Source organism: Citrobacter portucalensis, from assembly GCF_023374935.1.
GTDB classification, from domain to species: Bacteria; Pseudomonadota; Gammaproteobacteria; order Enterobacterales; family Enterobacteriaceae; genus Citrobacter; species Citrobacter portucalensis.
This window is the reverse complement of record NZ_CP092466.1, coordinates 1,220,517-1,243,812: the sequence shown is the minus strand read 5'-3', so window position 1 is coordinate 1,243,812 and position 23,296 is coordinate 1,220,517. Positions and strand designations below refer to the sequence as shown.

The window sequence follows — 23,296 nt, the reverse complement described above, 5'->3', positions numbered from 1 at the left end:
CATTCGGTTTGGAAATCGCGTGATTGGATATTCCGCAGCTATTCGTCAGCTCGACAACGGTCACTATGACAAAAACATTGCGGAAGGAATGGAACTGCTGGCCTCCATCATGGAGGCGGTAGAAAGCAACTGGATTACGCTCAACATCGATAAGCAAATCATCGTCTGGCGCTGGTTGCTCGCCGCGGTATTCATCGCTGAGGAGCAGGAGAAGAACGGGACGGTCGAAGTTCCGAACGACGAAGGCGGCGTTGATACAGCCGTTATCTATTCCGGCAAGCAAGGTGCAATCAGCGTCTACCCCGGACCGGAACGCTTTGCGCTCGCTAACCATATTGAGGCTGGCGCAATTGAAAAATACGGGCCTGCTGTTGGCCAGCAACTGGCTCTGCGGATGTATCAGGACATGGTTGTTGCTGACGACGAATCCGGTTTCAAGCTGTCCGCTATGGGCCGGGAGGGGTTCAACCTTCTCCACGACAGCTTTATCGAGCAAATCCAGACCGAAGGTATGCCAGACATGCCGATCATGCACTGAGGAAGGACGCAAATGAACACAATAACTATCAACAACAGACAGCTTCCGGCAGTCGAATATCGCGGCCAGCGTGTTGTGACGCTGGCGATGATTGATGAAGTCCACCAGCGGCCAGACGGAACTGCTGGACGCAATTTCCGAGAAAACAAGTCTCGTCTTATTGAAGGAGAAGACTACTTCGAATTAGGTTCCGACGAAATTCGTCGACACCTTCCTGACGGTACTTTCTCCAAATTTGCAGCATCAGGAATTGTACTGGTCGAATCCGGGTATCTGATGTTGGTGAAATCCTTTACCGACGATTTGGCCTGGCAGGTTCAGCGAGAGCTGGTTAACAGCTATTTCCGCACTCGCGCGCCGCTGACGGAAATCGAGATGATCGCCGCAATGGCCGCCGATGCCGTTCGCCAGCAGAAGCGCCTGAATCATGTTGAAGAGCAGATCGAAACGGTCACAGAAGCTGTGGAGAACATCAAACGCGGGACCATGCGCGCCGGATATGTCGGTTACCGCCAGGTGGTCGCCAAAAGCGGCATGACTGATGCCAAGTGCAGGAATCTGGTCAATGCTTATCGCATCCCCACCGACACCCACGAATTCATGACACCAGACGGTCTCCTTTCTCGCCGGGCCATTGTGGAGTTTGAGCCGTTCATGAAGGCATTCCGCCAGATGATGTCTGAAGCTGAACCGCGCGGCACACGCTGGTATCACCCAAAGATGGGGCTGTTTCAGGCTATCGGGTGGGAGGGTAAAGCATGATCATCCAGTCGAAACTTATCCGCGCTGCTCTGGTGTGCGCTGCCAAAAACGATGTCCGTTACTACCTGAACGGGGTGCATATCACTCCGAAATATATCGAGGCAACTAACGGGCATGTCGCGTTGCGCATGGAGCACGGCATCCGGACGAAGAAAAACGTCATCGTCCAGTTTGAAGGGCCGGTTCCGGCGAAAGCGGAAACCACTGAACTGGTATTCAACAAAGAAGCCTTTGCCATTCACCGGGACGCATTCGAGCGCCGGATTTCGATCACCGGTATCAGGCTGGTTGATGGTCGGTTTCCAGACCTGGAGCGTGTCATTCCGAAAGAAGTGGATTTCGGCATCAGTCCGGTTATCCAGGCTGAATACCTCGGTTATCCGGAGAAGATGTTTGGGCGCGAGAGGAAGTTTATTCCCGTTCAGTTACGCCCTTCCATTGAGCATGGCGCGGTACGCATTCAGTTCGATCCGGTTATCGACGCCACATACGGTAACCCTGAGTTCGTTGTGATGCCATGCCGTGATGACGCATTCAAAGTTGTTAGGGAGCATCTGGCATGAAAATCCAATACCAGGACTACGGCGCCGCGGCGAACATAGAGATCACCAGTACCGTGTTTGAGTTCCGTAAGCATAACCGGGTGGTGGATGCCACCTTGCTCTGCACGCCAGGCATCATTGCAACCCGTAGCGGCGTGCTTTTCATGAAGTCAGTTTTGTCCGGTAAATCCCGCGATATGTTGCGGGCCTACAAAACCGTACAGCGGGAGGCTAAGCGATGAAGCCATTTCTCCTGGCCATGCTGTTTGGCCTGCTGCTGGTGGCCGTCGTGTTCGGCGCGCTGATTGAATATAAGTTTTTGGTGAGGTAGCGAGGCGCTCCATGAATCAGCCAGTTTTAGAAATTATTAAGCGTTGGACCCGTCTGGCAACGGAGGCCAAGCAGCTGGGGCTCACCACCATCCCTATCGACCCGGAAAACATGCTGATGGTCATGGGAAATCTGCCAGCTAGTGAAGACTATCAGGCTGCAATCGATTTTTTGCGCAAGAGAGCGGCCAGCGAACTTGATGGCGGTTTTAGAGCGCACCACAACGCACTTATTTATGCGGCAAATGAACTGGAAAATGCCCAGGCATTTGGGCGGGAGGTCGGTCATGAGTCTTGATTGCGTACCACTTTCAACCTACTGCCGGGACGCCGGAGAAACGGTTGAAGCCGTTAACAAACGGATACAAAGGGGGTTATGGAAAGAGGGTGTCCATGTATTAAAAGTCGATGGCGTTAAAGAACGCTGGATAGACTTAACGGAGGTTTCAAAGTGGGCAAGAAAGAACAAGGATCATTATCTCTCCCAAGAGGAGTAACCATTCGCCAGCATAAAACTGGCGATACCCTGGTGATCACATTCACCTACAAGGGGGTTCTCTGCCGGGAGCCCCTTTCCAGAATGGAAGCAAACGCGCGCGGCGTGAAGTATGCCGAGCGCCTGCTGGGGGAGATACAGAATCAGATCGCCGGCGGCACATTCGATTATGCGAAATACTTCCCCACCTCCAAAAAACTGGAGCTGTTCGGGGTAGTGAAGAAAACCAAAAATATTAAGTCCTACCTGGACGAGTATCTGAAAATCTGCCAGAACCGCAACCTTTCGCCGTCAACTATTGGCGGTTATGAAAAGTGCCTGTCTGCGCTATCTGCGCTGCACAAAATGCATGTATCGGAACTGACCCCTGCGGTCCTCAAAAACTGGATCGCCAGCAGAAAAACTAAGCTGAAAACGATCAGGAATAACCTCTCGTTTCTGCGCAGCGCCATAGATGAAGCGGTGACAGACGGCCTGCTGACTATCAACCCGGTAACCCTTGTCAGCGCGAGTCGGTACCACGTGATCGACAGCAGCCCGAATAGTGACGATTACGAAGTTGATCCGTTCACACCAGCGGAAATCAGCGCTATTTACCAGAGCTGCAGATACCAAGAGTGGGAAAACCTGTTCCGTTTCGCATTCAATACGGGTTTACGCAGCTCTGAGCTGTGTGCGTTGCGCTGGCCTGATCTCGACAATATAGCTAAAACAGCTCACGTTCAGGCGGCAAGTGTTGTTGGCGTTCTGAAAGGTACCAAAACAAAAGCCGGTACCCGTAAAGTAGAATTAAACAGCGAGGCGCTGGCCGCGCTGCAGGCGCAGAAACAATTCACGTTCATGAAAAGTGAGTTTATTTTCAGCGATCCTAAAACGGGTGAGCCCTGGGCGAACGCCGACGCGATACGTAAAAAAGCATGGGTGCCAACCCTCAAAAAAGCTGGCGTTCGATACCGTAACCCGTACCAGACCCGCCACACATTCGCCACCAGACACATTAGCCAGGGCGTAAACCTTTTCTGGCTTGCCGGGCAGATGGGGCATAAAGGGCCGGAAATGCTGTTCCGCAATTACGGTAAATACCTGGCTGAATACGACGGGAAAACCGCCATTTCTGCAGCTCTGTAGCGTGGTGAATATTTCAAAATGTTGGACGGAATCAGGACGTTAGAGGGACCACGATATGCACGTAAAATGCACTTGAGACCTTTTAAAAAAGACAAAACATTAATATTCAATAGGTTAAGAATTATTCGGACACGGGTTCAACTCCCGCCAGCTCCACCAAACACCGGTGAAAGCCCTCAGCGCAAGCTGAGGGCTTTTTTGTGTCTATTGACCCGTCCTCTGAAAGCGTTGACACGTTCCAGACTTAGATCCGGAGAACGTGATGATAGCTGAATACGAACAGGCAGATTAATTTCCTGATAACTCTTTTTATTTAACAGTGAACGACCATGGTTAAATAATATCCCTACAAGCTTAAAATCGTCACGATAAAAAGAAACGTATTTTTTAAATACATTCGTCATTTAAACGTTCGACATCGTTAGACAGCCCACAACGCCGCATAGTGTAAAAATATCCAGTTAACTTCTCCATGAATAACTCTTGAATTTTCCTACTAAATACATATATTACGCATCCCGTTCAGTACATGAAATAACCTTTGATTTTTTTAATTGATATTGGAGTTACAAATGTCAAATAAGAAAATTTCGCGGAGCAATGGGGCAACAGGCCCCGTTAATAAGGTTGTCGCATGGTCAACAATCGCTTTGCAGGCTCTGTATCCTACCCTTCTTAGCTTCACGCCAACCATCAGCCATGCGTCAGCCGTTAAGGCATCGCAGGCCGCCGCAGAACAGCAAGAACTGCGAGGCCTGTCTTCTGTCGCCGCGCAGGCTGGCAGAAGTATTGAAAACGGCCATGCGGGCAGTTTTGCTGCTAATACCGTCTCAGCACAGGCAACGAAGGAGGTGGTAGAGTGGCTACAGAAGTACGGTAATGCACGTATTCAACTCAACGTCGATGACGCTTTCTCGTTGAAAGATTCGGCGTTCGATTTCCTTTATCCGTGGTTTGATACAAAGCAGCATGTTTTATTTAGCCAGACATCGCTTCACCGTACCGATGACAGAACCCAAACTAATATCGGTATGGGTTATCGCTATTTTACGGCGGATAATTCAATGCTGGGCGCAAACTTATTTTATGACTACGATTTAAGTCGTCATCACGCACGTATGGGTGCAGGCGTTGAGTATTGGCGAGATTATTTACGCGCAGGCGCAAATGCTTATTTAAGATTATCGAAATGGAAGGATTCCCACGATCTGGATGATTATCAGGAACGTCCGGCGGATGGATGGGATATCTATACCCAAGGTTGGTTGCCATCGTATCCGCAACTGGGCGCATCGCTTAAATATGAAAAGTATTACGGCAAGAATGTCGGCCTCTTTGGCAGCGATCATCTTCAGGAAAATCCGTACGCCTTTACTGGCGGGATCAGCTATACGCCGGTCCCTCTAGTTACGCTTTCCGCTGAACACAAGCAGGGGCAGAGCAATACTCATGATTCACGCTTCGGCATAGAGATTAACTATCGCCCCGGCATCCCGCTGGCGAAGCAGTTGGACAGCGACAATGTTGCGTTAATGCGCGAAGTTCAGCACGGACGCTACGATTTTGTCGAACGAAATAACAATATTGTTCTGGAATACCGCAAAAAATCGGTTCTGAAAATCCGCCTGCCTGAAAGCGTACAGGGGGAAGGTGGCGCCGTTATTCCGGTGACTATTTCGCTGGATAAATCCCACTGGGGCATTCAGTCGGTAGAGTGGAACGATAGCGCATTTACCGCCGCTGGCGGACGCATTTCCGGTAGCGGCACATCATGGCAACTGACGTTACCCGCTTATACACCAGGCGGCACTAATCACTGGCAAATCGGTGCAACGGCGCGAGATGTTAAAGGAAACGCCTCTAACTATGCGGTGATGGACGTGACGGTGACGAGGAGTTCGGCCTCTGTCGGCACAATGGATTTTACATTGAACGGCGAGCAGCAACCGATCATCGCTGCTGACGGGAAGTCACAGCATCCGGTTACGCTGGTGCTTAAAGATACCAATGGTAATCCGTTAACAGGGCTTGCACATGACATTGAGTTGTCTTTAGCGTTTACACCTGACGCACAGAGAAATCGTGAGCGTTCGGCACAGGCTCCAAAGCTTGGTGAAGTGCAGGAAACCCGCTCCGGGGTGTATACCGCCACGCTGACGCCGGGTTTAACGGCGGGGACGGCACGCATAATATGGGGAAGGAAATCATTTGATACTACCGGGAGAAGGTTGGATTAACCGGGAATACGCGGGATTACTGGATTCGGTTCAAAATCTCATTTGATACCGTTCTGAAGAAATGCAGCCGATCGGCAAAACATTTGATACTAATTTACTGGCACTTCAAAAGCTGAGATTCAGCGTTCAAGGAAAATTTTAACACACTTCAAAAAAGAAGGCCTGCTGGTTGATGTACTGCATGGATCCAGCGTAAAGCAGATGTAATAAATAGTTACTTCTGCCAGGGACCACTCAACCGACCTTCTTGCTATCACCATGTAGGTCCGCTTCGGCTACGCCGCTACCACCTTCAGATGACCCTTTTTTCAGTTGCTCATTAAGCCTAATAAGACGATCTTTATCGCTGGCGCTTAAGCTTTCCCATGCACGGTCAGCTTCGCTATCACACATTTTATCCAAAATTCCTCGCGCTCCGACCTTCATGAAAAGACTTATCAGTGACGCTCGTTCTTCAGGCGAGAGCGCTTTATAAATCATGCTCCATGTGAATGATGCGACTGCTTCAGAGATGGAATCATCATCTGATGGAGACGCCGTAAACCCTATACCTGCGCTGCTGCCGATATTGCCAGTCGGTCCAGCTGATGATGAGGCTCTGTGGTATTCGTCATCAACCAGCACGCCGTCGTTCCCAGTAGCCAGCCATGCGAGACTGACATTTTCGAGTTCTGCAATTTTTATCAAAACCTCTACGCTAGGGGTTGCCGATCGAGAGAAGTAGTTATTCAAAGTTGAGTAAGGAAGGTCCCAATCGAGTGAGACCTTCCGAAGACTTCTCCCTTTGAAAAGGCTTTTTATCCTATCGCGAATACTTTCTTTTCCCTTTTGAGCAAAAGCAAAATCTTCTTTCTTTTCAGGATTCATTTTCTTTTCCATTTAACTATATGAATTTAAATAAAAAACAGCCGCCACACCCATCAGTTAACCCAACTGAGAAAAGAAAGCGATTGATTTGCTTTACATGGTCTCATTTTGGATCAATACTTATCCCATCGGATAACCCCGCCGGATTATCCGGGCGGTTAACTTTTTAGGATATGCGAAGTATGGAAAGAAATGAAGTCATTCCCGCACAAGGCTGGCACAACGTGGACATTGTCGGTGAGCTTCATAAGCGCAAGCTGACCTTACGTGGACTCTCCGTCAGCGTTGGCCTGAAGCCAGACACACTGAAAAATGCACTGGCGCGGCCCTACCCAAAAGGCGAGCGCATCATTGCCGATGCTCTCAATGTAGATCCCGCATTAATCTGGCCAGACCGTTACAACAAGGACTAGTGACATGTACGTGACCATCAGTGAACTGGCTGGTCTTCCGGGACTGCCAGCGACCCAGCAGGGGCTGAGATACAGCCTGAAAAAAATCGTGGGTAACACCCCGGAGCTTGTTCGTAAACGCCATGGCACCAAGGCATTTGAATACCACATCGACTGCCTGCCACAGGATGTACAAAAAATCCTGCGTGCCCGTCAGGTTAAAGCCATGCTGTCCACGCAGCCAGGTGATACTCCTGCAGCTGAGGTAACAGCACCTAACGCCAAAGGCAGTGACGAGAGCAAAATTGCGGTATACCGCAAGTGCCCCGCACTGATGGAGGAAAAACTGGGCTCACTGACATCAGCACAGAGATTAACGGCAGATGCACGAATGGCGCTGGTTGCTGAAGTGATTCGTCTGGGGCAATTGCCGGGCTTTACCCGGGCGAAAGCGCTGCGTGAAATCGTGCGTCAGGCACAGGCCGGAGAATTACCCCAGCGCTTGGCAGATGCCGCAGCGGCAGCAAACGCCAAGAAAGGGGCATCGCGCTCCCTCAGTGAGATATCGCTGAAACGCTGGCTGGCAGATTTCAATAAAGCGAATACCCCCGCCGAACGTCTGATGTTACTGGCCCCGGGTAAGCGTCAGAGTGTGAAACCAGAAGAGATTAAGTGGCTGCCTGAGTTCCTGCGCTTCTACCGTCGCCCTGATGGTCGCGGCATTCAGGAGGCCTATGATGATTTTGCCATTGAATGGTCAGAGCGTTTCCAGGGGGACATGGTGATGATTGCTGCAATGCCCTCTTACGATCAGGTGTGTTACGCGATGGATAAATTGCCGATAGTGGTAAAGCAAAAAGGTCGCGTGACGGGCAGCGAGTTCAGACAGTACGAAGGTTTTGTCCGCCGTGACTGGGAATCTCTGCCCGTCAATTATGTCTGGATTGGTGATGGCCACGGGATGAAGATGAAAGTAGCGCACCCCGATCACGGTAACCCGTTCTCCCCTGAGGTGACATTCATCCTGGACGGTTGCTGCCGATATATCGTCGGTTGGAGCCTTGCGCTTTCGGAAAGCGTGATTGCGGTTGCTGATGCCATGCGCCACGGTATTAAGAATAACGGGAAACCTTTCCTGTATTACTCTGATAATGGTGGCGGCGAGACTAATAACACGTTTGATGCCGACATCACGGGTATTCTTCCCCGCCTCGGTATCGATCATCGGCTGGGTATTCCTGAGAACCCCCAGGGTCGTGGCATCATCGAACGCCTCAACCGTACACTGGCCATGCGTATTTCCCGCCAGTTTGCGACTTACTATGGCACGGGAGCGGACCGCAGCACCGTCCGTCGCACCACAAAGGCTCTGATGTCAGCCACTAACGCAGTGGCCAAAGGTAAGGAGCTGTCAGTTAAACAGCAGCAGACTCTGCGTGACCTGCCTTCATGGGATGCATTAATTGCCGAAATTGAGAGTGGTGTTGAGTGGTACAACAACCGTCCGCACGAGTCGCTGCCGAAGCGTGGCAATGGTGAACATTTTACCCCGGCACAGTTTCGCCGTTACAAACTTGAGAAAGAGGCAACTGAAATTGAGTGGCTTTCTGATCTCGAATTGCGCGAAATGTTCATGCCGCAGATTGAGCGCAGCGTGAGCCGCTGTGAAGTCCGCCTGTTCAACAACCTTTATTACTCGTCTGAACTCAACCACGAACATGGCAATAAAGTGCTTGTGAATTATGACATCCATGATGCCACTAAAGTCATTATTCGCCGCATGGATGGCTCATTTATATGCGAAGCGATCTGGGATGGTAACAAGCGTCAGGCATTCCCTGTTACCGCTGAGTACCATCAGCGCCAGCAGCGCATTAAGGGTATGAAAGCGCGTGGCGAGGAGAAAGTCCGTCTGGCCGAGGCTGAGAATGTCCATACACTGCCAGCCCCGCAGAAGGAAAACTGGTTACAGGGGAATGTCTACCGCCCTCATACCGCAGCGCCAGTCATGCTGGCTGAAACCGAGGAAGCGGAATATATGGAGGATGAATACCTGAATAATTCTCTGGATATGCTGGAACAGAATAAACGTAAAAACGTTATTTGAATCACGTTTAAATTTAATTCAAAAATATGGAGTTAATTATGTCTGATGTGAATATCTCTGATATTCGCGGGGTTCTGCGCAACCTCGTGGACGAAAAAGGACTGACTTTTAATAAAGTGGCTCGAGAAACAGGCCTGTCCTCCGGCACCCTCAGCAGTTTTATGAACGGTAAATATGCGGGGGATAACGAACGTGTGGAAGAAGCCCTGCAGCGCTGGGTCAGCAAGCAGTTCGCGGCCGCAGAATTCCCTGAGCCTCCACGCTTTATCGAGACGCCAACCGTGAAACAAATCTGGACGGCATTTCGTTACGCTCATCTGACAGAGTGTATTGGCGTGATTTGTGGTAACCCGGGTGTGGGTAAGTCTGAGGCAGCACGTGAATACTGTCGTACCAACGATAACGTCTGGATGATTACAGTAACTCCGGCATGCGCCAGTGTTCTTGAATGTCTGACTGAACTGGCCTACGAGGTGGGTATGAATGATGCACCACGCCGCAAAGGCCCACTGGCTCGCGCCCTGCGCCGTCGTCTTGATGGCACTCAGGGTCTCATCATTATTGATGAAGCTGATCATCTGGGCGCTGAAGCCCTGGAAGAGCTGCGCCTGCTTCAGGAGGCGACCCGCGTCGGACTGGTGCTGATGGGTAATCATCGTGTCTATTCCAATATGACCGGCGGTAACCGTACCGTTGAATTTGCCCGTCTTTTCTCCCGTATTGCCAAACGTGTGGCCATCAATAAAACCAAGAAAGCCGACGTATCTGCCATTGCAGATGCCTGGCAGATTAAGGGTGAAAAAGAGCGTCAGCTTCTGCAACAAATCGCCCAGAAACCCGGTGCGCTGCGTATTCTCAGCCATTCTCTACGTCTGGCTGCAATGACTGCACACGGTGCTGGTGAAGCGGTGAATGAAGCCTATATCCTGAAAGCATTTCGCGATCTGGATCTGGACGTCGATGTTTCCACGTTACTGCGAGGTTAAACATGTTTCCTGAACTGATTTCGACCCACGTGCAGCAGGCCATGGCAACAGAGGCCATGCTCAATCAGAAAGGTTGTCTGGTGACCGGCTTTCGCCAGTCCCGTACCCGCCCGATTCTGGAGGTGTCATGTCCTCCGGCTGAGTTATTGCACAGTGCTGTACGTATTGTTGAACGCAATAACAGTGGCTCCCGCTCTATCTGGGTGGCCAGTTTCAATGGTTGTCGGATTATCTGGAGGTGATTATGGCAGTCGGGAAAAGTCGTCCCTGGACAAAACAGGAACTTGCATTGCTTGAAAAGCATGCAGGAAAACTCACCCTCAGTCAGATTTCTGAAAGGATGAACCGCAGTCAGAGCGCCATCCAGTCACGAGCACAACGACTTGGTCTGTCTCTGGTGATTGAGTCGGCAGATGCTCATGATGCCTGGTTATGCAATGAGCTTTATAAAGAAGGTTTATCCATTGCGATCATTGCCGAAAAAATGGAATTAAGCCGCCGCATTGTTTCAAACATCGTCTTTCGTGGATAAGGACGTAATTAAAGGTATCAATATGAACAATACAGGAAATACCCCAGTGGGTTACCGCACTAATGCGCAGGGACATCTGGTCCCCGAGTCGCAAATTAAACCGCTCGATAAGCTACGTGACGAAGTGGTGATGAATATCATCGACGCTGCCCGCCAACAGCGCCAGCTGCTGGCTGCGTTTAAACTGGAGTCCATGCAGGAAATCACCGACTTTATTGACCTTTCGGCTTCTGAATATGGTGTGGAGTACGGCGGCACCAAAGGTAATGTATCGCTGGTCAGCTTCGATGGTCGTTACAAGCTGGTTCGTGCCGTAGGTGAGCATCGCGTCTTTGATGAGCGTATCCAGGCGGCTAAAAAACTGATTGATAACTGCATTGGTGAGTGGTCTGTCGGCGCTGATGAGAAGATTATGGCGATGGTTGATCATGCCTTCCGCGTCAACAAACAGGGAAAAATCGATATCAACCAGGTTTTGAGTCTGCGCCAGTTGAACATTGACGATGTCAAATGGAATGAAGCAATGGATGCCATTGCTGACGCTATTCAGGTGACCGGCACCAGTCAGTATTTGCGACTTTATGAGCGCCAGGGTGATGGTAGTTATCAGCAAATTTCGCTGGATTTAGCCAAGCTTTAATTACCAGTAAATAAAACTTCAAATTAATAACGGCGCGTGCGTCAGGGATTCGTTCGCGCCGAATTCAGGAAAAGGGTAATACATCATGAATAAACCTCTTATTTACGATAACGCGCTGGCGCAGTGGGGATATGACCGTCAGGTGCTGGCTACTTCCGAAGAGTGCAGCGAGCTGGCGGCCAGCTGTGTGCGCTTCGTGAACCATAAAGCCAATGCGTCACGGGTTGCAGAAGAAGCGGCTGACGTTGAAATCATGATCGAGCAGCTGCGTCACAACGGTCTGAACGACATGATTGAGCAAAGCAAGGCTCGTTCACTTACCCGCCTTGCCCAGCGTGTGGGTGTTGAGGTCAACCCGGTAGCAACCTGTACACCGTTTGTGACGACCCTGCTGGCCGATGCGCAGGAGCAGTTTGAGCTGGCTGATGCGCTGTACCGGGATCGTGATACTAACAATCGCTACGCTGCTGCTGGTCTGCGTCGTTGCATGTCGCTGCTCATGCATGCCGCGCAGTTGATGATCCGGGAGCAGCAACACACTGAAAATCACATGCAGGGGGAAAAGCATGCGGGCTAATACCATCAAACTTATCCACGTAGCCCGCCGTTCGCTGGGTCTGGATGATGAAACCTATCGCGCGATGCTGGGCAGTATCATTCCCGGTAAAATAAGCTGCCGCGATATGTCACAGTCGGAACTGCAAAAAGTACTTAAGGCGATGGAAGAGAAAGGCTTTAAGGTTAAACCGACTAAGAAGCCGCGTCGCATGTCTTCTCCGTCAGATACAAGCCTTAAAATCCGCGCGGTCTGGCGCACTATGCACAGCGATGGCTTCGTCCGTGACGGTAGTGATGCTGGCCTCGATCGCTTTGTTAAGCGCCATACCAACCAGATTAACGGCGGTCAGGGTGTCGCCAGTGTCGAATGGCTTCGAGGTGATATGGAGGTTAACTTTCTGGAGAGCCTCAAGCAGTGGCATATTCGGGCGATGAAAAAGTCGCTGACTGAACATGGGCTGCGCCTACCGATGAACCCCCGCACTGGCGATGAAGTCAGGGACTACGACACAATTTGCTGGGCCTATTCTGAAGCCGTGAAAAGGTGGACAAAATGAATGGCGAACTCTTTGATGATGTACGCGACGACAGTATTCTTGACCATATTGATGATGAAATTGAAGGGGCACGATTCCCTTCACTGTTGTCCGAACTGAATGCGCTACTTCGCGTCGAGCTGGAGCGTCTGGGTTACGAGCCTAAACATTCGATTGAATTAGTTGCCGCTATCAGCAGTAAAATTGGCGGAATGCAGGTTTATTTTCCACGTGGTCAGGTACTGGAGTATCTGGTTCGTGACATGCGAATCTGGCGTGACTTCACTGGCGATAATGTTCCCGAATTGGTAGAGCGCTACCATGTGACCTACAAAACAGTGTATAAAGCTATCAAACGAATGCGTAGACTGGAGCAACGCAAATATCAACCGGATTTATTTGGCAAGGACTAATGTATGAAATTCTCAAACGTTTTAATTCTGGCTATTGTTTTAGGTGGGGGTTATTCATATTTTTTCCCGAAAAAAGAACCGCAAACTATTAATGAAAAACTAATTGCTCAGTTTGATAAACAAGATGTTATTAAACGTAATGATTGGGAAAAGGGTAACATCATTGATGGGGTTCAGATATTTTCTGTCCGCAAAGACTATTCAGTATTCCAAAGCGTCTGGGCTTTGGGAAAAGATGAAGCAAGTGTCATGGTTTTGACTGAAGGTAAAACACCAAAAATTGAAGCCGCTTTTGCTTTAAGTCAATGTAATCAGTTGGCCAAAGCGGTAGCTGACAGCGATGATTCTACTGTTCACGATGCAGTTTTTTCCATTTTTCAGAATGCTCTTGCGACTGATAAAGATAAAAACGGTATCTTACGTGCCACTGGTAATGTAGATGGAAAATCTTATGATATATCCGTCCGTACTATAGGTTCCACGGTAACATTCGGTTGCGGCATCAGAACTACTTGATAGCACAACTATATTAAATGAAGCCGGTAAATCCGGCTTTTTTTATACCTGCAACAAAATGAATGAAAGTGACATTTACCTCTTTCCTTCATAAAAAAGGTGCAGGCATGACAACTCAACTCCTTTCTCCAGCCTTTCAACACGCACTCGACTTCGTTCTCGCCAGAGAAGGCGGCTATGTCAACGACTCCACCGACAAAGGTGGTGAAACTAAGTTCGGTATTTCCGATAAACGCGATGGTATTGCTGACGGCAAAACTGACGTAAACGGCGACGGCAAACCCGATACCACCATTAAAGAACTTTCCGCCGAACAGGCTGCTCAGATTTATTACCGGGATTACTGGCAGGCGGCGTATTGCACCAACTGGCCAGATGGCATCTCACTTTTCGTATTCGATGCTGCCGTACAGCATGGCGTGAAAGCCGCGATTCGTCAGCTTCAGTCGGCAGCAGGCGTGACCGCCGATGGCATCGTAGGGCCGAACACCAACCGGGCTGTCATTGGCGCTGACCCGGAATGGCTCCTGAATCGCTGCTTCCTGCGCCGTGCCCGTTATTACGCCGACATCATCAAATCGAATTCTTCCCAGGGCAAATATCTCAATGGCTGGTTCAACCGTCTCGATGAGCTGGCGAACGCCTGTCAGGAAGTGATTGGTGGTCAGCAGTCAGTTACCCGGAGCTGAGCATGGGGAAAGGCTGGGAAGGCTCAATGCGACAGGGGCGGCGTGACCGCCTCCGTCAGGAAGTGCAGCACCGGGTGGCAAACGGGCCACCTCCTGTTCCGGTTGATTACACCGGCCACGATGGAACGCACGCCAGTTTCTATCGCAAAGGCTGGGACTCCGTTGATATCAGAGACATCGTCTGGCAGTGCCAGCGTTATAAGGAAAAACACTGTGTTTAAATCGTTTGATACGACCTGGTTAAAACAGGCATTACTCCGCGTTTGTCAGTCCGGCTGGACCATCCTGGTGCTGGCAGGCATCTCAATGTTTCTGTGTAGTTTCCACGGACGACCTGCCTTCATGGTGTGGTGGCTGGCATTCTCCGGGGTGGTACTGCTGGGGTTCAGTATCTTCCTGGGTAACCTTCCATATCGTCTGATTCAGGCAGAGCGTCATCTCAATCGTTACGCTTATTTCTGGTCGTGGGTTATCTGGGCGGGCGGCTTCATTTGCCTTTTACTTAGTTCACTATATGCAACACCCGCTATCCTTTTACTTCTTTTTCCGGCCGGTGCTTTTCTTGGCGTCCTCTTCTGTCTGTGGGTTTCACGTAAGGGGCTGCTCGCATGGATCCAGTAACTCTCACCACCATCGCTTCCGTGCTGCTCAAAGCGGGTCCCTCTCTCGTTCGTACCGTGGGCGGCTGGTTTGGCGGTGATGCCGCCAGGACGGCAGATTCCGTCGCCGGCATTGTTGAAACCGTTAATGGAGCCATCAACCCACAGGACCAGCAGCGTGTACTTGAGCAGAAGCTGGCCCAGTTGCCACCCGAGCAGTTCGTCCAGCTCGAATCCTTGAAAGTCCAGCTGGAACAGTATCAGCTTGAGCGTCAGAAGGGGCTGCTGGCAGACCAGCAGGCCGCACACCACGAGCAGCAGGAAACCATCCGCAACGGTGACAACGCCACCGACGAATATGTCCGCCAGACCCGGCCACGTATGGCGCGACTGTCGCTCTACAGCAGCATTGCTTATGTGATGCTGATGTCAATGGGGCAGCAGGCTGGCGCTATTGCAGCCGGGTTTGGTCATGCCTTTTCCATGCCAGCCCCTGACTGGGATATTTCCCTGATGCTGGCGACACCGGCGCTGGGATATCTCGGATTCAGGACGCTGGATGGCTTTGCCCGTTACAGCAAATCCAGTAAGCACAAGGCGGTGATGCCCAAATGACGGACTCCTTTGATCGCGCCAGCGACCTCGAAAACGAAGAACGACAACGTGTGTTAAACAGTCATTTAAACCGGATTAAAGAGCCGCCTCATGACCCCGGTTTCTGTAACGACTGCGGTAATGACATTCCGGCCGCCAGGCTGGCTGCCTGTCCGGATGCGGTGACCTGTTTCACCTGCCAGGACATCAGAGAAAAAAGGGGGAAGCGTGGACTGGGAAGTCGTTAAGGGTAACTGGGCGATCATCTGGGCGCTGTTTATGTCAGGCGTAAACCTGCTCCATCTTCTGCTGGCGAAAACCTATGCCCGCCGTGAAGAGATGGAGAAAGTCAGCAGCCGGCTGAACATTCTTGAAAAAGCTGTTGAGGGTATGCCAACCCGTCAGGAACTGCACAACCTGCAGCTGGATATGAGCAATCTGCGTGGTGAGATACGTGAATTCTCCGGCACGCTCAGGCAGGCATCCCGCATCAGCGATTTGCTCCTGGAAAACGAACTGAAGGAAAAATAGAGGATATGACTATGCGTGATGTACTCGACCAGGACCAGCGGCTCGTCCTTTTGCGATCCCTGCTCGACTGTGGTGACAGCGCCAATGAATCAATCCTGCAGACCTGCCTGCAGACGTATGGCCATAAGGTTTCGCGAGACACGGTTCGCACGCAACTGGCCTGGTTGCGTGAACAGGGCCTGGTCACCCTGAGCGATGTCTCAGGCTGTTATGTGGCTGAAATCACCGGGCGTGGTGATGAGGTTGCCAGCGGCCTGACCACTGTGCCGGGTGTCAAAAAACCACGTCCACGGGGGTAATGATGGCAAATAAGCTGAAACCACTGACAAAGGGTGAACGTAACATCATTAATCTGATGGCGGGCGTTCTGGTCTGTCTTGAGCTTGAGGTCCGGGCGGTGGCCCCGCAAGTAGAGAAATCAACGGGTAAGAAATATGACCACCATGCATCTGACTCCTACCTGAATACGTTTCTGAATAACAACCCGGAATACAAGCGAGCCTGGAAGCTTCTGCTGAAAGATAAGGCAAGCCATGAGCGCTGGTTCCTGGAGAAAATCAGGGGGGAGCATGGCGAGTGAACAACGCCAGACCCGTGGCCGCCCCTCAAAGATAGACCTGCTCCCGGATGTGGTCCGCGACCATCTTCACCAGCTGCTGCGTGACAAGCGCCACACCCAGGAGGAAATCCGCGAAGCCATCAACGACCTGATAGCTGAGCACAACCTGCCGGAGGACATGAAACTTTCCCGTACCGGTCTCAATCGCTATGCCAGCCGTATGGAAGAGTTCGGCTCTAAAATCCGCGCCTCCCGTGAAATGGCTGAAATCTGGGCTGGCAAACTGGGCTCCGCACCGACGTCAGACGTTGGCAAACTGCTTATGGAGTTTGTAAAAACGCTGGCGTTTGAAACCTCGATGTCTATGGCTGAGAGCGACAAGCCGGTGGAGCCAAAAGCCCTGGGGCAACTGGCTCTGGTTGCCCAGCGACTGGAAGCTGCAGCGATGGCAAGCCACAAGCGGGAGAAAGAAATCCAGCAGGCGTTTGCAGAAAAAGTGGCCGCAGAGGCCGAAACGATCACCAAAAAAGCCGGGTTATCTGCAGAGACTGCCGCTGATATCAAACGCCAGATTCTGGGGATTGCAACATGACCCATACTGAACAGGAAAAGTTACGTAACCAGTCTGCGGCCGCGATTATTTCCGGCCGTTTTGACGCCGACCAGGTACTGCTGCCTTATCAGCGCCGGTGGATTGCGGATGATGCCCAGCTCAAGATTGCGGAGAAATCGCGCCGTACCGGTCTGACCTGGGCAGAGGCGGCTGATGCGGCACTGAATGGCTCCCTTTCTGCCAGTGCTGGCGGTAGCGATACTTTTTACGTCGGCACCACCAAGGATATGGCGCGAGAGTTTATCGATGCTTGTGCGATGTGGGCAAAGGCCTACGGTCTGGCAGCCTCTGATACCGGTGAAGAAGTGCTTAACGATGATGACAAAGATATCCTGGTCTACGTTATCAACTTTGCCAGCGGCTTCAAGATCAAGGCGCTGTCCTCCAACCCGTCGAACCTGCGTGGTATGCAGGGCAACGTCATCATTGATGAAGCCGGTTTCCAGAAAGACCTTGCTGCGGTACTCAAAGCGGCGCTGGCGCTCACCATGTGGGGGGCAAAAGTCCGTCTTATCTCCACCCACAACGGTATTGAAAACCTGTTCAACACCCTGATACAGGACAGCCGGGCAGGTAAAAAACGCTACTCCGTCCACCGGGTGGATATCGAAACGGCGATAAATGAAGGCCTGTACCGGCGTATTTGCCAGGTGAAAAAAGATACCTGGTCTGCTGATAAAGAAGCGGAATGGCTGGCTAACCTGCTGAGTGATACGGCCACCGAAGAAGATGCCCGGGAAGAATATTACTGCGAGCCGAAGAACGGCGGCGGCACATACCTGCCGCGCTCCATTCGTGAACGCGCCGCTCGCGGGTCTGGCCCGGTTTTACGCTTCACTGGCACGGCGGCGTTCAACGCCACCCCGGAAGGCATTCGCGCGCGCGAGATGCAGGAGTGGATTGAGAAGGTCATTCAGCCTGAACTGGATAAGCTCCCGCAAAATCTGCGCCACTGCCTTGGGGAAGACTTCGCCCGCTCCGGCCACCTCACTGTTTATGCCCCGATGACGGTCAATGACGACACTACCCGCACCGTGCCATTCCTGGTGGAACTGGCCAATGTGCCCTACAAGCAGCAGGAGCAGGTGCTGTTCTATATTTGCGATCGCCTTCCCCGCAGGGATGGCATCAAGCTTGATGGGCGTGGGAACGGTAACTGGCTGGCTGAGCAGGCTGCTGAACGTTATGGCGATGAAGTTGAAGTGGTGATGCCTTCCGTCGGCCACTATCGGGAGAACATGCCGCGCTTTAAATCGGCCTTTGAAGATGACGAACTGATACTGCCGAAACATGAAGATGTCATCAGCGACCTTGGGCAGATCGTCATCCAGCGTGGTACGCCGGGAATTGATGACCGGGAGAATACCGGCAGTGATGGTCGCAAACGCCACGGTGACAGCGCCTATGCCATCTTCCTGGCTTTTCTGGCCAGCAAAGAAGAGTGCCGTCGTTATGAGCTGCACCGTCTCAATAAAACCCGGGATACCAGACACCGTCCGGACGGCGATGACGATCGCCGCCAGATGCATCTGACCCGGGGTCTTAAAAATCAGCGGGGATTACTCTGATGCTTAAACAACTTGCCGGCGCGGTTCGCCGCCTTCTGCACCCCGCAACAGGGGATGCTGTTGTCGTCAATGACACTGATATAACAGAGGCTGAGGCCCGTGGCCGCAGTATGAGCGTCCGCCGTCCTTCATCTGGGGTCAGCGTTGCCAGCACCTTATCCCCGAGCCGTCTGGCGGGAATACTGCGCAATGCCGCCGACGGAAATGCCCGTGATTACTTCATCCTGGCAGAAGAGATGGAGGAGCGGGACCTCCATTACGCCAGTGTGCTTCGTACCCGCAAACTGACGGTGGCGGGAATTGTGCCGACAGTGGTCGCCGCCAGTGACGATGACAACGACGTGCAGCTCGCTGACGCGGTACGCCACCTGATGGAGCAGCCACAGGTGCCTGAACTGCTCTTCGACCTGCTTGACGGGCTGGGCAAAGGCGTCGGTGTCTGTGAAATTCTGTGGAACACGCGGGATGCGATGTGGAGACCCCGTGATTATGAGTGGGTGGACCAGCGTTTCCTGAAGCCAGACCTCGATACCCTGCGCGAGTTCCGGCTTATTACCGAGAAGGAGCCTGTCGAGGGTGAGCCACTGAACCCGGGCAAGTACATTGTTCATCAGCCCCGCCTGAAGTCTGGCCTGCCGCTGCGCAACGGGCTGGCCCGTCTGGTTGCCGTGATGTACATGCTGAAGTCATTCACCGTGCGGGACTGGTGGGCGTTTGGCGAGAAATTTGGTCTGCCTATGGTCGTCGGACGATACGGTAACAATGCCAGCCCTGAGCAAATCCGCACGCTCATAGATGCCATTGCCTCACTGGCGTCTGATGCCGGCTGCGCCATTCCTGAGAGCATGAAGCTCGACATGGTGGAGACGGCGAGCCGTACCGGCGGTGGCGCACTGTTCAAAGAGATGGCCGACTGGTGTGATGCCCAGACCAGCAAAGCGGTGCTGGGCCAGACCATGACCACCGATGACGGCAGCTCCCGGGCGCAGGCCGATGTGCATGACAGGGTGCGTATGGACATTGCGCGCTGGGATGCACGGCAGCTGGCGGACACACTCAATGAGTTTCTGGTGCGCCCCTTCATCCAGTTCAACTATGGCCCCCAGGAAAACTACCCACGCATTGAGCTGCGACTCAGCGAACCCGAAGACCTGAAGGCATTCGTGGATGCACTGACCCCGCTGATTGACCGGGGGATGAAGGTTCAGGAGTCGGAAATTCGTGACAAGTTTGGTCTGGCAGAGCCGGAAGCTGGTGCAACGGTTCTGGCACCGTCAAGTACCTTTACCGCGTACGCCCCTGCAACGGCTTTGAATCGCGAGCAAATTGCACTCAACCGCAGCCAGGAAGATGACATTAATGCTCTGGTAGCAGAAGGACTCAAAGACTGGGCGCGTACCGGAGATGCGTTCACCGGTCCGGTGCTGCAGCTGGTGAACGAGGTGGACAATTTCGATGAGTTCCTTTCCCGCCTGCCGGAACTGCAGCAGTCACTGAAGCCGGATGAGTTCGTGCAGCAGCTGGCGCTGCTGAGTTTTAAAGCCCGTGCACTGGGAGATGCTAACGATGGCTGAACCGTCCATTATCCCGAAGGAGGCACTCGCCTGGCTGAAGTCCAAAAAGCTTAAACCCGGATTTGATCACCGCGATGTCTGGCGCGATGAGCAGAGCGTGGGCTTTACCGTGGCAAAGATGACCCAGCTCGATCTGCTGCAGGATGTGAAGACGATCCTGGAGGAGGCACTGGAGACCGGTCAGACCTTCGCACAGTTTCGTGAAACGCTCAAACCCCTGCTGGTGAAACGTGGGTGGTGGGGTATGCAGATGATGGATGACCCGCTAACGCAGGAGACCAGAGCTGTGCAGCTCGGCAGTGACAGACGTCTGCGTACCATTTATGACACCAATATGCGCACGGCCCGCAGCGCGGGCCAGTGGGAGCGTATCGAACGCACCAAACGCGCCATGCCCTATCTGCTTTACACGCTGGGTCCGTCGCGCGAGCACCGGCACGAACACCAGCAATGGGCTGACCTCTGCCTGCCAGTCGATGACCCCTTCTGGGCTACGCACATCGGCCCCAACGGCTGGGGCTGTAAATGCGGGGTGCGACAGGTCAGTAAGTTTGAGTACCAGCAACTGCAGCAGAATGGCGTCACCCGCACCGTGCAGCAGCTCGATGACAACGGCAAACCGACAGGCCATGTCACGCGCAGTTCTGTGCCGGTGCGTACCGAAGCACCGCCAGTCAATCGGGTGAAATGGCTGAACAAACGCACCGGTGAAGAAGAGATGGTGCCGGAGGGTATCGACCCGGGCTGGGACTACAATCCCGGCACAGGCCGCCGGGTGGAGCTTGAGCGCCAGCTGCAGATGAAACAGAAGGCCTTTGACGCAGGTGAGTAAGCGAAGCGGTAACGCACCTGAATCGCTCATGGTGACGTTATCGCGCTTTATGATACGATGACGCTCTGAAACTTTCTTAAACGCTTACAGCGATTTTTAAACGGGTTTTAAACGGGGTTCCCCGTCTCGTTTACAGTGAAGCCGGTAAATCCGGCTTTTATTTTCCCTTCCGCATACTGTCCGTACCCTTTTTCAACGGACAGCATCATGAGCAAACTGCTCCCGCAAATCGAACTTCTGGCGCTGTGTTTCGAACTGCCATCGGCTGACGATGGCGCGCCATTGCCTGAGTGGCTGCCGATGATACCGGCGGGCACGTTCGCCGGCCGCGATGGTCGCTCCTGGGTGAACAACCAGCCCGAAGCTGTTATCAGTGCCACCCTGAGCTATCCAAAGCTTCCGTTTGATATGGAACACGCCACAGAGCTGAAAGGCCCAAAGGGCGAAGAAGCCCCTGCGTATGCCTGGCTTGACGACTATCGCGTCCGCGACGACGGCGTCATTGAAGCGCACGTGGAATGGACGCCCGATGGTGAAGCGCTGGTCCGTGGCAAGAAGTACCGCTATTACAGCCCTGCATTTGGCTATACCGCCGACGGTCAGGTGACCCGCATTTCCAGCGCGGGCTTGACCAACAAACCCAACCTTGATTTTCCTGCCCTTAACTCGGAGAACCACGAGATGACCGTACCTGTCCAGATTGTGACGGTGCTGGGACTCGCTGCTGCTGCGTCTGTCGATGACGCGGTAAAAGCCATCCAGCAAATTAAAGACCGCGAAACGGTGGCGCTGAACCGCGCCGATAACCCGGACCTGTCGAAGTTTATTCCTGTCGAGACGCACCAGCTGGCGCTCAACCGTGCCGAGAGCGCGGAAGGCAAACTGAAAGTGCTGGACGATAAGGCGGCAGTTGCTCTGGTGGATGCCGCCATTGCCGACGGCAAGGTCGCTCCGGCCAACCGCGAGATGTACCTCGCCACCTGTCGCAGTGAGGCGGGTCGTGAGCAGTTCGCCGGCTTCGTGAAGACTGCCCCGGTGCTGGTCAGTGCAGACCCGACCAAGGGCAAGGACGGCAAAGGCAACGTCACCCTGAATGAAACCGAGATAGCCATGTGCCGTTCCATGGGGGTCACCCAGGAAGAGTTTCTCGCCGCCCGTAATAAAGAAGGAGTCCGTTAATGGCCATCACGATCGATGCAAGCATTCTCAATGCCCTCAGCACGTCCCTGAGCGCTGCTTTTACGCGTGGCGTGGGGCGTATCACTCCTCAGTTCCGCTCGGTAGCAACGGTGGTGCCGAGCAGTGGCGCGTCCAACACCTATGGCTGGCTGGATGATTTCCCTGGGATTAAAGAATGGGTCTCCACCCGTCAGCTTCTGACGTTAAAAGAGATGGGTTACAGCATCACCAACAAGACCTGGGAAAGTTCCATCAAGGTCAAGCGTGAAAAAATCGAAGATGACCAGCTTGGCCAGTACTCCGTCATTGCCGAGCAGTTTGGCCGCAGCGTCACTATGTTCCCTGACTCACTGGTCTTTAAGTTGCTGTGCGATGGTTTCACCACTACTTGTTTCGACGGGCAGTACTTCTTCGACAGCGATCACCCTGTCGGTACTGGCACGGCCAGCAACGTTGTCGGCACGCCGGCGACAGACACCGGTGAACCCTGGTTCCTGGTGGATGCCACTCAGGCATTGTTGCCAATCATTTTCCAGGACCGACGCCCGTTTGATTTCAAGGCGCTCGATGACCTGGACAATGAACACACGTTCACCAATAACGAGTTCCTGTTCGGCACCGATGGCCGCTGCAACGTGGGCTACGGCTTCTGGCAGACCGCTGTCGGCTCCAAAGCTGCACTGACAACGGCGAACTATGAAGCGGCAGTCTCGGCGATGCTCGGTCTGACCAAATCCAACGGTGAACCACTGGGGGTCTCTCCGACGCTGCTGGTTGTCGGCAAGGGTAACCGTGCTGCGGCGAAAAAACTGATTGAAGCCGTCAACAACGACGCCGGCGCATCCAACATCTATTACAAAGATGTCGATGTCCTGGTCAGCCCTTACGTCAAATAACACGTAATTACGTAACCCATATCGTCACTCGCGTTTAACCGGTCTTAAAAGGCCGGTTAAACCGGACTCAAAGAGGATGGAAT

32 protein-coding genes and 1 pseudogene are annotated in these 23,296 nt (G+C 52.7%); 32 read left to right on the top strand and 1 reads right to left on the bottom strand.

Annotated elements, in window-relative coordinates; genetic code table 11:
* Positions 1-19 precede the first annotated feature (19 nt).
* From LY264_RS05935 to LY264_RS05900, 8 genes and pseudogenes are all read left to right on the top strand, one after another.
* Positions 20-538 carry a hypothetical protein gene (locus tag LY264_RS05935; RefSeq protein ID WP_071684383.1) on the top strand — a complete coding sequence of 173 codons (519 nt, stop codon included), beginning with the start codon at positions 20-22 and terminating at the stop codon, positions 536-538.
* Positions 539-550: 12 nt separating this feature from the next.
* Positions 551-1,300: an ORF6N domain-containing protein gene (locus LY264_RS05930; RefSeq protein ID WP_071684374.1), complete on the top strand. Its 750-nt coding sequence runs from the start codon at positions 551-553 to the stop codon at positions 1,298-1,300.
* A complete protein-coding gene (locus LY264_RS05925) occupies positions 1,297-1,863 on the top strand; it encodes a beta clamp domain-containing protein (RefSeq protein ID WP_058660498.1) in 567 nt (188 codons plus the stop codon). The genes LY264_RS05930 and LY264_RS05925 overlap by 4 nt, the downstream gene beginning before the upstream one ends.
* Complete coding sequence (locus LY264_RS05920; RefSeq protein WP_136397977.1) at positions 1,860-2,084, top strand: hypothetical protein; 225 nt, start codon at positions 1,860-1,862, stop codon at positions 2,082-2,084. Before LY264_RS05925 ends, LY264_RS05920 begins: the two co-directional genes overlap by 4 nt.
* Before the next feature lie 100 nt (positions 2,085-2,184).
* On the top strand, positions 2,185-2,469 hold the full coding sequence (locus LY264_RS05915; RefSeq protein WP_063846397.1) for a hypothetical protein: 285 nt from the start codon (positions 2,185-2,187) through the stop codon (positions 2,467-2,469).
* Positions 2,459-2,668: a hypothetical protein gene (locus LY264_RS05910; protein ID WP_000050710.1), complete on the top strand. Its 210-nt coding sequence runs from the start codon at positions 2,459-2,461 to the stop codon at positions 2,666-2,668. Before LY264_RS05915 ends, LY264_RS05910 begins: the two co-directional genes overlap by 11 nt.
* Positions 2,623-3,795, top strand: coding sequence for a site-specific integrase (locus tag LY264_RS05905; protein WP_023306771.1), 1,173 nt, complete (start codon positions 2,623-2,625; stop codon positions 3,793-3,795). The genes LY264_RS05910 and LY264_RS05905 overlap by 46 nt, the downstream gene beginning before the upstream one ends.
* Before the next feature lie 572 nt (positions 3,796-4,367).
* Positions 4,368-5,984 (top strand): annotated as a pseudogene (locus tag LY264_RS05900) (inverse autotransporter beta domain-containing protein); the annotation flags it as partial.
* A 282-nt stretch (positions 5,985-6,266) separates the two neighbouring features.
* Here LY264_RS05900 and LY264_RS05895 read toward each other — a convergent pair.
* Positions 6,267-6,899 carry a helix-turn-helix domain-containing protein gene (locus tag LY264_RS05895; RefSeq protein WP_171846011.1) on the bottom strand — a complete coding sequence of 211 codons (633 nt, stop codon included), beginning with the start codon at positions 6,897-6,899 and terminating at the stop codon, positions 6,267-6,269.
* A gap of 182 nt (positions 6,900-7,081) precedes the next feature.
* Between LY264_RS05895 and LY264_RS05890 the strand changes: the two genes are divergently transcribed.
* The 24 genes from LY264_RS05890 (at position 7,082) to LY264_RS05775 (ending at position 23,213) form a co-directional block, all read left to right on the top strand.
* Positions 7,082-7,312 (top strand): helix-turn-helix domain-containing protein, encoded by a 231-nt coding sequence (locus tag LY264_RS05890; protein ID WP_171846010.1) that lies wholly within the window; start codon positions 7,082-7,084, stop codon positions 7,310-7,312.
* Positions 7,313-7,316: 4 nt separating this feature from the next.
* Positions 7,317-9,398, top strand: a complete 2,082-nt coding sequence (locus tag LY264_RS05885) for a Mu transposase C-terminal domain-containing protein (protein WP_171846009.1) — start codon at positions 7,317-7,319, stop codon at positions 9,396-9,398.
* Between the two features lie 38 nt (positions 9,399-9,436).
* The gene (locus tag LY264_RS05880) at positions 9,437-10,384 is read left to right on the top strand and encodes an AAA family ATPase (RefSeq protein WP_046275139.1); all 948 of its coding nucleotides are present in this window, start codon (positions 9,437-9,439) and stop codon (positions 10,382-10,384) included.
* Between the two features lie 2 nt (positions 10,385-10,386).
* Positions 10,387-10,626: a hypothetical protein gene (locus LY264_RS05875; RefSeq protein ID WP_097471204.1), complete on the top strand. Its 240-nt coding sequence runs from the start codon at positions 10,387-10,389 to the stop codon at positions 10,624-10,626.
* Between the two features lie 2 nt (positions 10,627-10,628).
* On the top strand, positions 10,629-10,916 hold the full coding sequence (locus LY264_RS05870; protein WP_097471205.1) for a hypothetical protein: 288 nt from the start codon (positions 10,629-10,631) through the stop codon (positions 10,914-10,916).
* A gap of 22 nt (positions 10,917-10,938) precedes the next feature.
* On the top strand, positions 10,939-11,556 hold the full coding sequence (locus LY264_RS05865; RefSeq protein WP_171846007.1) for a DUF3164 family protein: 618 nt from the start codon (positions 10,939-10,941) through the stop codon (positions 11,554-11,556).
* 85 nt (positions 11,557-11,641) lie between these two features.
* Entirely contained in the window at positions 11,642-12,133 is a 492-nt protein-coding gene (locus tag LY264_RS05860; protein WP_046275143.1) for a nucleoside triphosphate pyrophosphohydrolase family protein, read from the top strand.
* Positions 12,123-12,671 carry a gp16 family protein gene (locus LY264_RS05855; protein WP_046275144.1) on the top strand — a complete coding sequence of 183 codons (549 nt, stop codon included), beginning with the start codon at positions 12,123-12,125 and terminating at the stop codon, positions 12,669-12,671. The genes LY264_RS05860 and LY264_RS05855 overlap by 11 nt, the downstream gene beginning before the upstream one ends.
* The gene (locus LY264_RS05850; RefSeq protein ID WP_046275145.1) at positions 12,668-13,063 is read left to right on the top strand and encodes a Mor transcription activator family protein; all 396 of its coding nucleotides are present in this window, start codon (positions 12,668-12,670) and stop codon (positions 13,061-13,063) included. Before LY264_RS05855 ends, LY264_RS05850 begins: the two co-directional genes overlap by 4 nt.
* Before the next feature lie 3 nt (positions 13,064-13,066).
* The gene (locus LY264_RS05845; RefSeq protein WP_046275146.1) at positions 13,067-13,579 is read left to right on the top strand and encodes a hypothetical protein; all 513 of its coding nucleotides are present in this window, start codon (positions 13,067-13,069) and stop codon (positions 13,577-13,579) included.
* Positions 13,580-13,686: 107 nt separating this feature from the next.
* Complete coding sequence (locus LY264_RS05840; protein WP_171846006.1) at positions 13,687-14,268, top strand: glycoside hydrolase family 108 protein; 582 nt, start codon at positions 13,687-13,689, stop codon at positions 14,266-14,268.
* A 2-nt stretch (positions 14,269-14,270) separates the two neighbouring features.
* Positions 14,271-14,489 (top strand): hypothetical protein, encoded by a 219-nt coding sequence (locus tag LY264_RS05835; protein WP_164562396.1) that lies wholly within the window; start codon positions 14,271-14,273, stop codon positions 14,487-14,489.
* Positions 14,482-14,889 carry a hypothetical protein gene (locus tag LY264_RS05830; protein WP_046275149.1) on the top strand — a complete coding sequence of 136 codons (408 nt, stop codon included), beginning with the start codon at positions 14,482-14,484 and terminating at the stop codon, positions 14,887-14,889. Before LY264_RS05835 ends, LY264_RS05830 begins: the two co-directional genes overlap by 8 nt.
* Entirely contained in the window at positions 14,877-15,482 is a 606-nt protein-coding gene (locus tag LY264_RS05825) for a hypothetical protein (RefSeq protein ID WP_171846005.1), read from the top strand. The genes LY264_RS05830 and LY264_RS05825 overlap by 13 nt, the downstream gene beginning before the upstream one ends.
* Entirely contained in the window at positions 15,479-15,709 is a 231-nt protein-coding gene (locus tag LY264_RS05820) for a TraR/DksA family transcriptional regulator (protein ID WP_171846004.1), read from the top strand. The genes LY264_RS05825 and LY264_RS05820 overlap by 4 nt, the downstream gene beginning before the upstream one ends.
* Positions 15,690-15,992, top strand: a complete 303-nt coding sequence (locus LY264_RS05815; protein WP_171846003.1) for a DUF2730 family protein — start codon at positions 15,690-15,692, stop codon at positions 15,990-15,992. Before LY264_RS05820 ends, LY264_RS05815 begins: the two co-directional genes overlap by 20 nt.
* 11 nt (positions 15,993-16,003) lie before the next feature.
* Positions 16,004-16,291, top strand: coding sequence for a VpaChn25_0724 family phage protein (locus LY264_RS05810; protein WP_171846014.1), 288 nt, complete (start codon positions 16,004-16,006; stop codon positions 16,289-16,291).
* The gene (locus LY264_RS05805) at positions 16,291-16,572 is read left to right on the top strand and encodes a hypothetical protein (RefSeq protein ID WP_242017955.1); all 282 of its coding nucleotides are present in this window, start codon (positions 16,291-16,293) and stop codon (positions 16,570-16,572) included. Before LY264_RS05810 ends, LY264_RS05805 begins: the two co-directional genes overlap by 1 nt.
* A complete protein-coding gene (locus LY264_RS05800; RefSeq protein WP_171846002.1) occupies positions 16,562-17,143 on the top strand; it encodes a DUF3486 family protein in 582 nt (193 codons plus the stop codon). Before LY264_RS05805 ends, LY264_RS05800 begins: the two co-directional genes overlap by 11 nt.
* Positions 17,140-18,732, top strand: a complete 1,593-nt coding sequence (locus tag LY264_RS05795) for a terminase large subunit domain-containing protein (RefSeq protein ID WP_171846001.1) — start codon at positions 17,140-17,142, stop codon at positions 18,730-18,732. The genes LY264_RS05800 and LY264_RS05795 overlap by 4 nt, the downstream gene beginning before the upstream one ends.
* On the top strand, positions 18,732-20,306 hold the full coding sequence (locus LY264_RS05790; RefSeq protein ID WP_046275156.1) for a DUF935 domain-containing protein: 1,575 nt from the start codon (positions 18,732-18,734) through the stop codon (positions 20,304-20,306). The genes LY264_RS05795 and LY264_RS05790 overlap by 1 nt, the downstream gene beginning before the upstream one ends.
* Positions 20,299-21,138, top strand: coding sequence for a phage head morphogenesis protein (locus LY264_RS05785; RefSeq protein WP_046275157.1), 840 nt, complete (start codon positions 20,299-20,301; stop codon positions 21,136-21,138). The genes LY264_RS05790 and LY264_RS05785 overlap by 8 nt, the downstream gene beginning before the upstream one ends.
* A 207-nt stretch (positions 21,139-21,345) precedes the next feature.
* Positions 21,346-22,317 carry a phage protease gene (locus tag LY264_RS05780; protein ID WP_080944066.1) on the top strand — a complete coding sequence of 324 codons (972 nt, stop codon included), beginning with the start codon at positions 21,346-21,348 and terminating at the stop codon, positions 22,315-22,317.
* On the top strand, positions 22,317-23,213 hold the full coding sequence (locus LY264_RS05775) for a Mu-like prophage major head subunit gpT family protein (RefSeq protein WP_136391815.1): 897 nt from the start codon (positions 22,317-22,319) through the stop codon (positions 23,211-23,213). The genes LY264_RS05780 and LY264_RS05775 overlap by 1 nt, the downstream gene beginning before the upstream one ends.
* The last annotated feature ends 83 nt before the right edge of the window (positions 23,214-23,296 follow it).

Excerpts from the sequence above, each read along its gene's own strand:
- LY264_RS05890 (WP_171846010.1), top strand. The coding sequence starts at position 7,082 with ATGGAAAGAAATGAAGTCATTCCCGCACAAGGCTGGCACAACGTGGAC.
- LY264_RS05785 (WP_046275157.1), top strand. The coding sequence starts at position 20,299 with ATGGCTGAACCGTCCATTATCCCGAAGGAGGCACTCGCCTGGCTGAAG.
- LY264_RS05810 (WP_171846014.1), top strand. The coding sequence starts at position 16,004 with ATGCGTGATGTACTCGACCAGGACCAGCGGCTCGTCCTTTTGCGATCC.
- LY264_RS05915 (WP_063846397.1), top strand. The coding sequence starts at position 2,185 with ATGAATCAGCCAGTTTTAGAAATTATTAAGCGTTGGACCCGTCTGGCA.
- LY264_RS05920 (WP_136397977.1), top strand. The coding sequence starts at position 1,860 with ATGAAAATCCAATACCAGGACTACGGCGCCGCGGCGAACATAGAGATC.
- LY264_RS05840 (WP_171846006.1), top strand. The coding sequence starts at position 13,687 with ATGACAACTCAACTCCTTTCTCCAGCCTTTCAACACGCACTCGACTTC.
- LY264_RS05775 (WP_136391815.1), top strand. The coding sequence starts at position 22,317 with ATGGCCATCACGATCGATGCAAGCATTCTCAATGCCCTCAGCACGTCC.
- LY264_RS05880 (WP_046275139.1), top strand. The coding sequence starts at position 9,437 with ATGTCTGATGTGAATATCTCTGATATTCGCGGGGTTCTGCGCAACCTC.
- LY264_RS05860 (WP_046275143.1), top strand. The coding sequence starts at position 11,642 with ATGAATAAACCTCTTATTTACGATAACGCGCTGGCGCAGTGGGGATAT.
- LY264_RS05895 (WP_171846011.1), bottom strand. The coding sequence starts at position 6,899 with ATGAATCCTGAAAAGAAAGAAGATTTTGCTTTTGCTCAAAAGGGAAAA.
- LY264_RS05800 (WP_171846002.1), top strand. The coding sequence starts at position 16,562 with ATGGCGAGTGAACAACGCCAGACCCGTGGCCGCCCCTCAAAGATAGAC.
- LY264_RS05790 (WP_046275156.1), top strand. The coding sequence starts at position 18,732 with ATGCTTAAACAACTTGCCGGCGCGGTTCGCCGCCTTCTGCACCCCGCA.
- LY264_RS05845 (WP_046275146.1), top strand. The coding sequence starts at position 13,067 with ATGAAATTCTCAAACGTTTTAATTCTGGCTATTGTTTTAGGTGGGGGT.
- LY264_RS05805 (WP_242017955.1), top strand. The coding sequence starts at position 16,291 with ATGATGGCAAATAAGCTGAAACCACTGACAAAGGGTGAACGTAACATC.
- LY264_RS05925 (WP_058660498.1), top strand. The coding sequence starts at position 1,297 with ATGATCATCCAGTCGAAACTTATCCGCGCTGCTCTGGTGTGCGCTGCC.
- LY264_RS05865 (WP_171846007.1), top strand. The coding sequence starts at position 10,939 with ATGAACAATACAGGAAATACCCCAGTGGGTTACCGCACTAATGCGCAG.
- LY264_RS05835 (WP_164562396.1), top strand. The coding sequence starts at position 14,271 with ATGGGGAAAGGCTGGGAAGGCTCAATGCGACAGGGGCGGCGTGACCGC.
- LY264_RS05930 (WP_071684374.1), top strand. The coding sequence starts at position 551 with ATGAACACAATAACTATCAACAACAGACAGCTTCCGGCAGTCGAATAT.
- LY264_RS05910 (WP_000050710.1), top strand. The coding sequence starts at position 2,459 with ATGAGTCTTGATTGCGTACCACTTTCAACCTACTGCCGGGACGCCGGA.
- LY264_RS05825 (WP_171846005.1), top strand. The coding sequence starts at position 14,877 with ATGGATCCAGTAACTCTCACCACCATCGCTTCCGTGCTGCTCAAAGCG.
- LY264_RS05855 (WP_046275144.1), top strand. The coding sequence starts at position 12,123 with ATGCGGGCTAATACCATCAAACTTATCCACGTAGCCCGCCGTTCGCTG.
- LY264_RS05885 (WP_171846009.1), top strand. The coding sequence starts at position 7,317 with ATGTACGTGACCATCAGTGAACTGGCTGGTCTTCCGGGACTGCCAGCG.
- LY264_RS05795 (WP_171846001.1), top strand. The coding sequence starts at position 17,140 with ATGACCCATACTGAACAGGAAAAGTTACGTAACCAGTCTGCGGCCGCG.
- LY264_RS05850 (WP_046275145.1), top strand. The coding sequence starts at position 12,668 with ATGAATGGCGAACTCTTTGATGATGTACGCGACGACAGTATTCTTGAC.
- LY264_RS05780 (WP_080944066.1), top strand. The coding sequence starts at position 21,346 with ATGAGCAAACTGCTCCCGCAAATCGAACTTCTGGCGCTGTGTTTCGAA.
- LY264_RS05875 (WP_097471204.1), top strand. The coding sequence starts at position 10,387 with ATGTTTCCTGAACTGATTTCGACCCACGTGCAGCAGGCCATGGCAACA.
- LY264_RS05870 (WP_097471205.1), top strand. The coding sequence starts at position 10,629 with ATGGCAGTCGGGAAAAGTCGTCCCTGGACAAAACAGGAACTTGCATTG.
- LY264_RS05820 (WP_171846004.1), top strand. The coding sequence starts at position 15,479 with ATGACGGACTCCTTTGATCGCGCCAGCGACCTCGAAAACGAAGAACGA.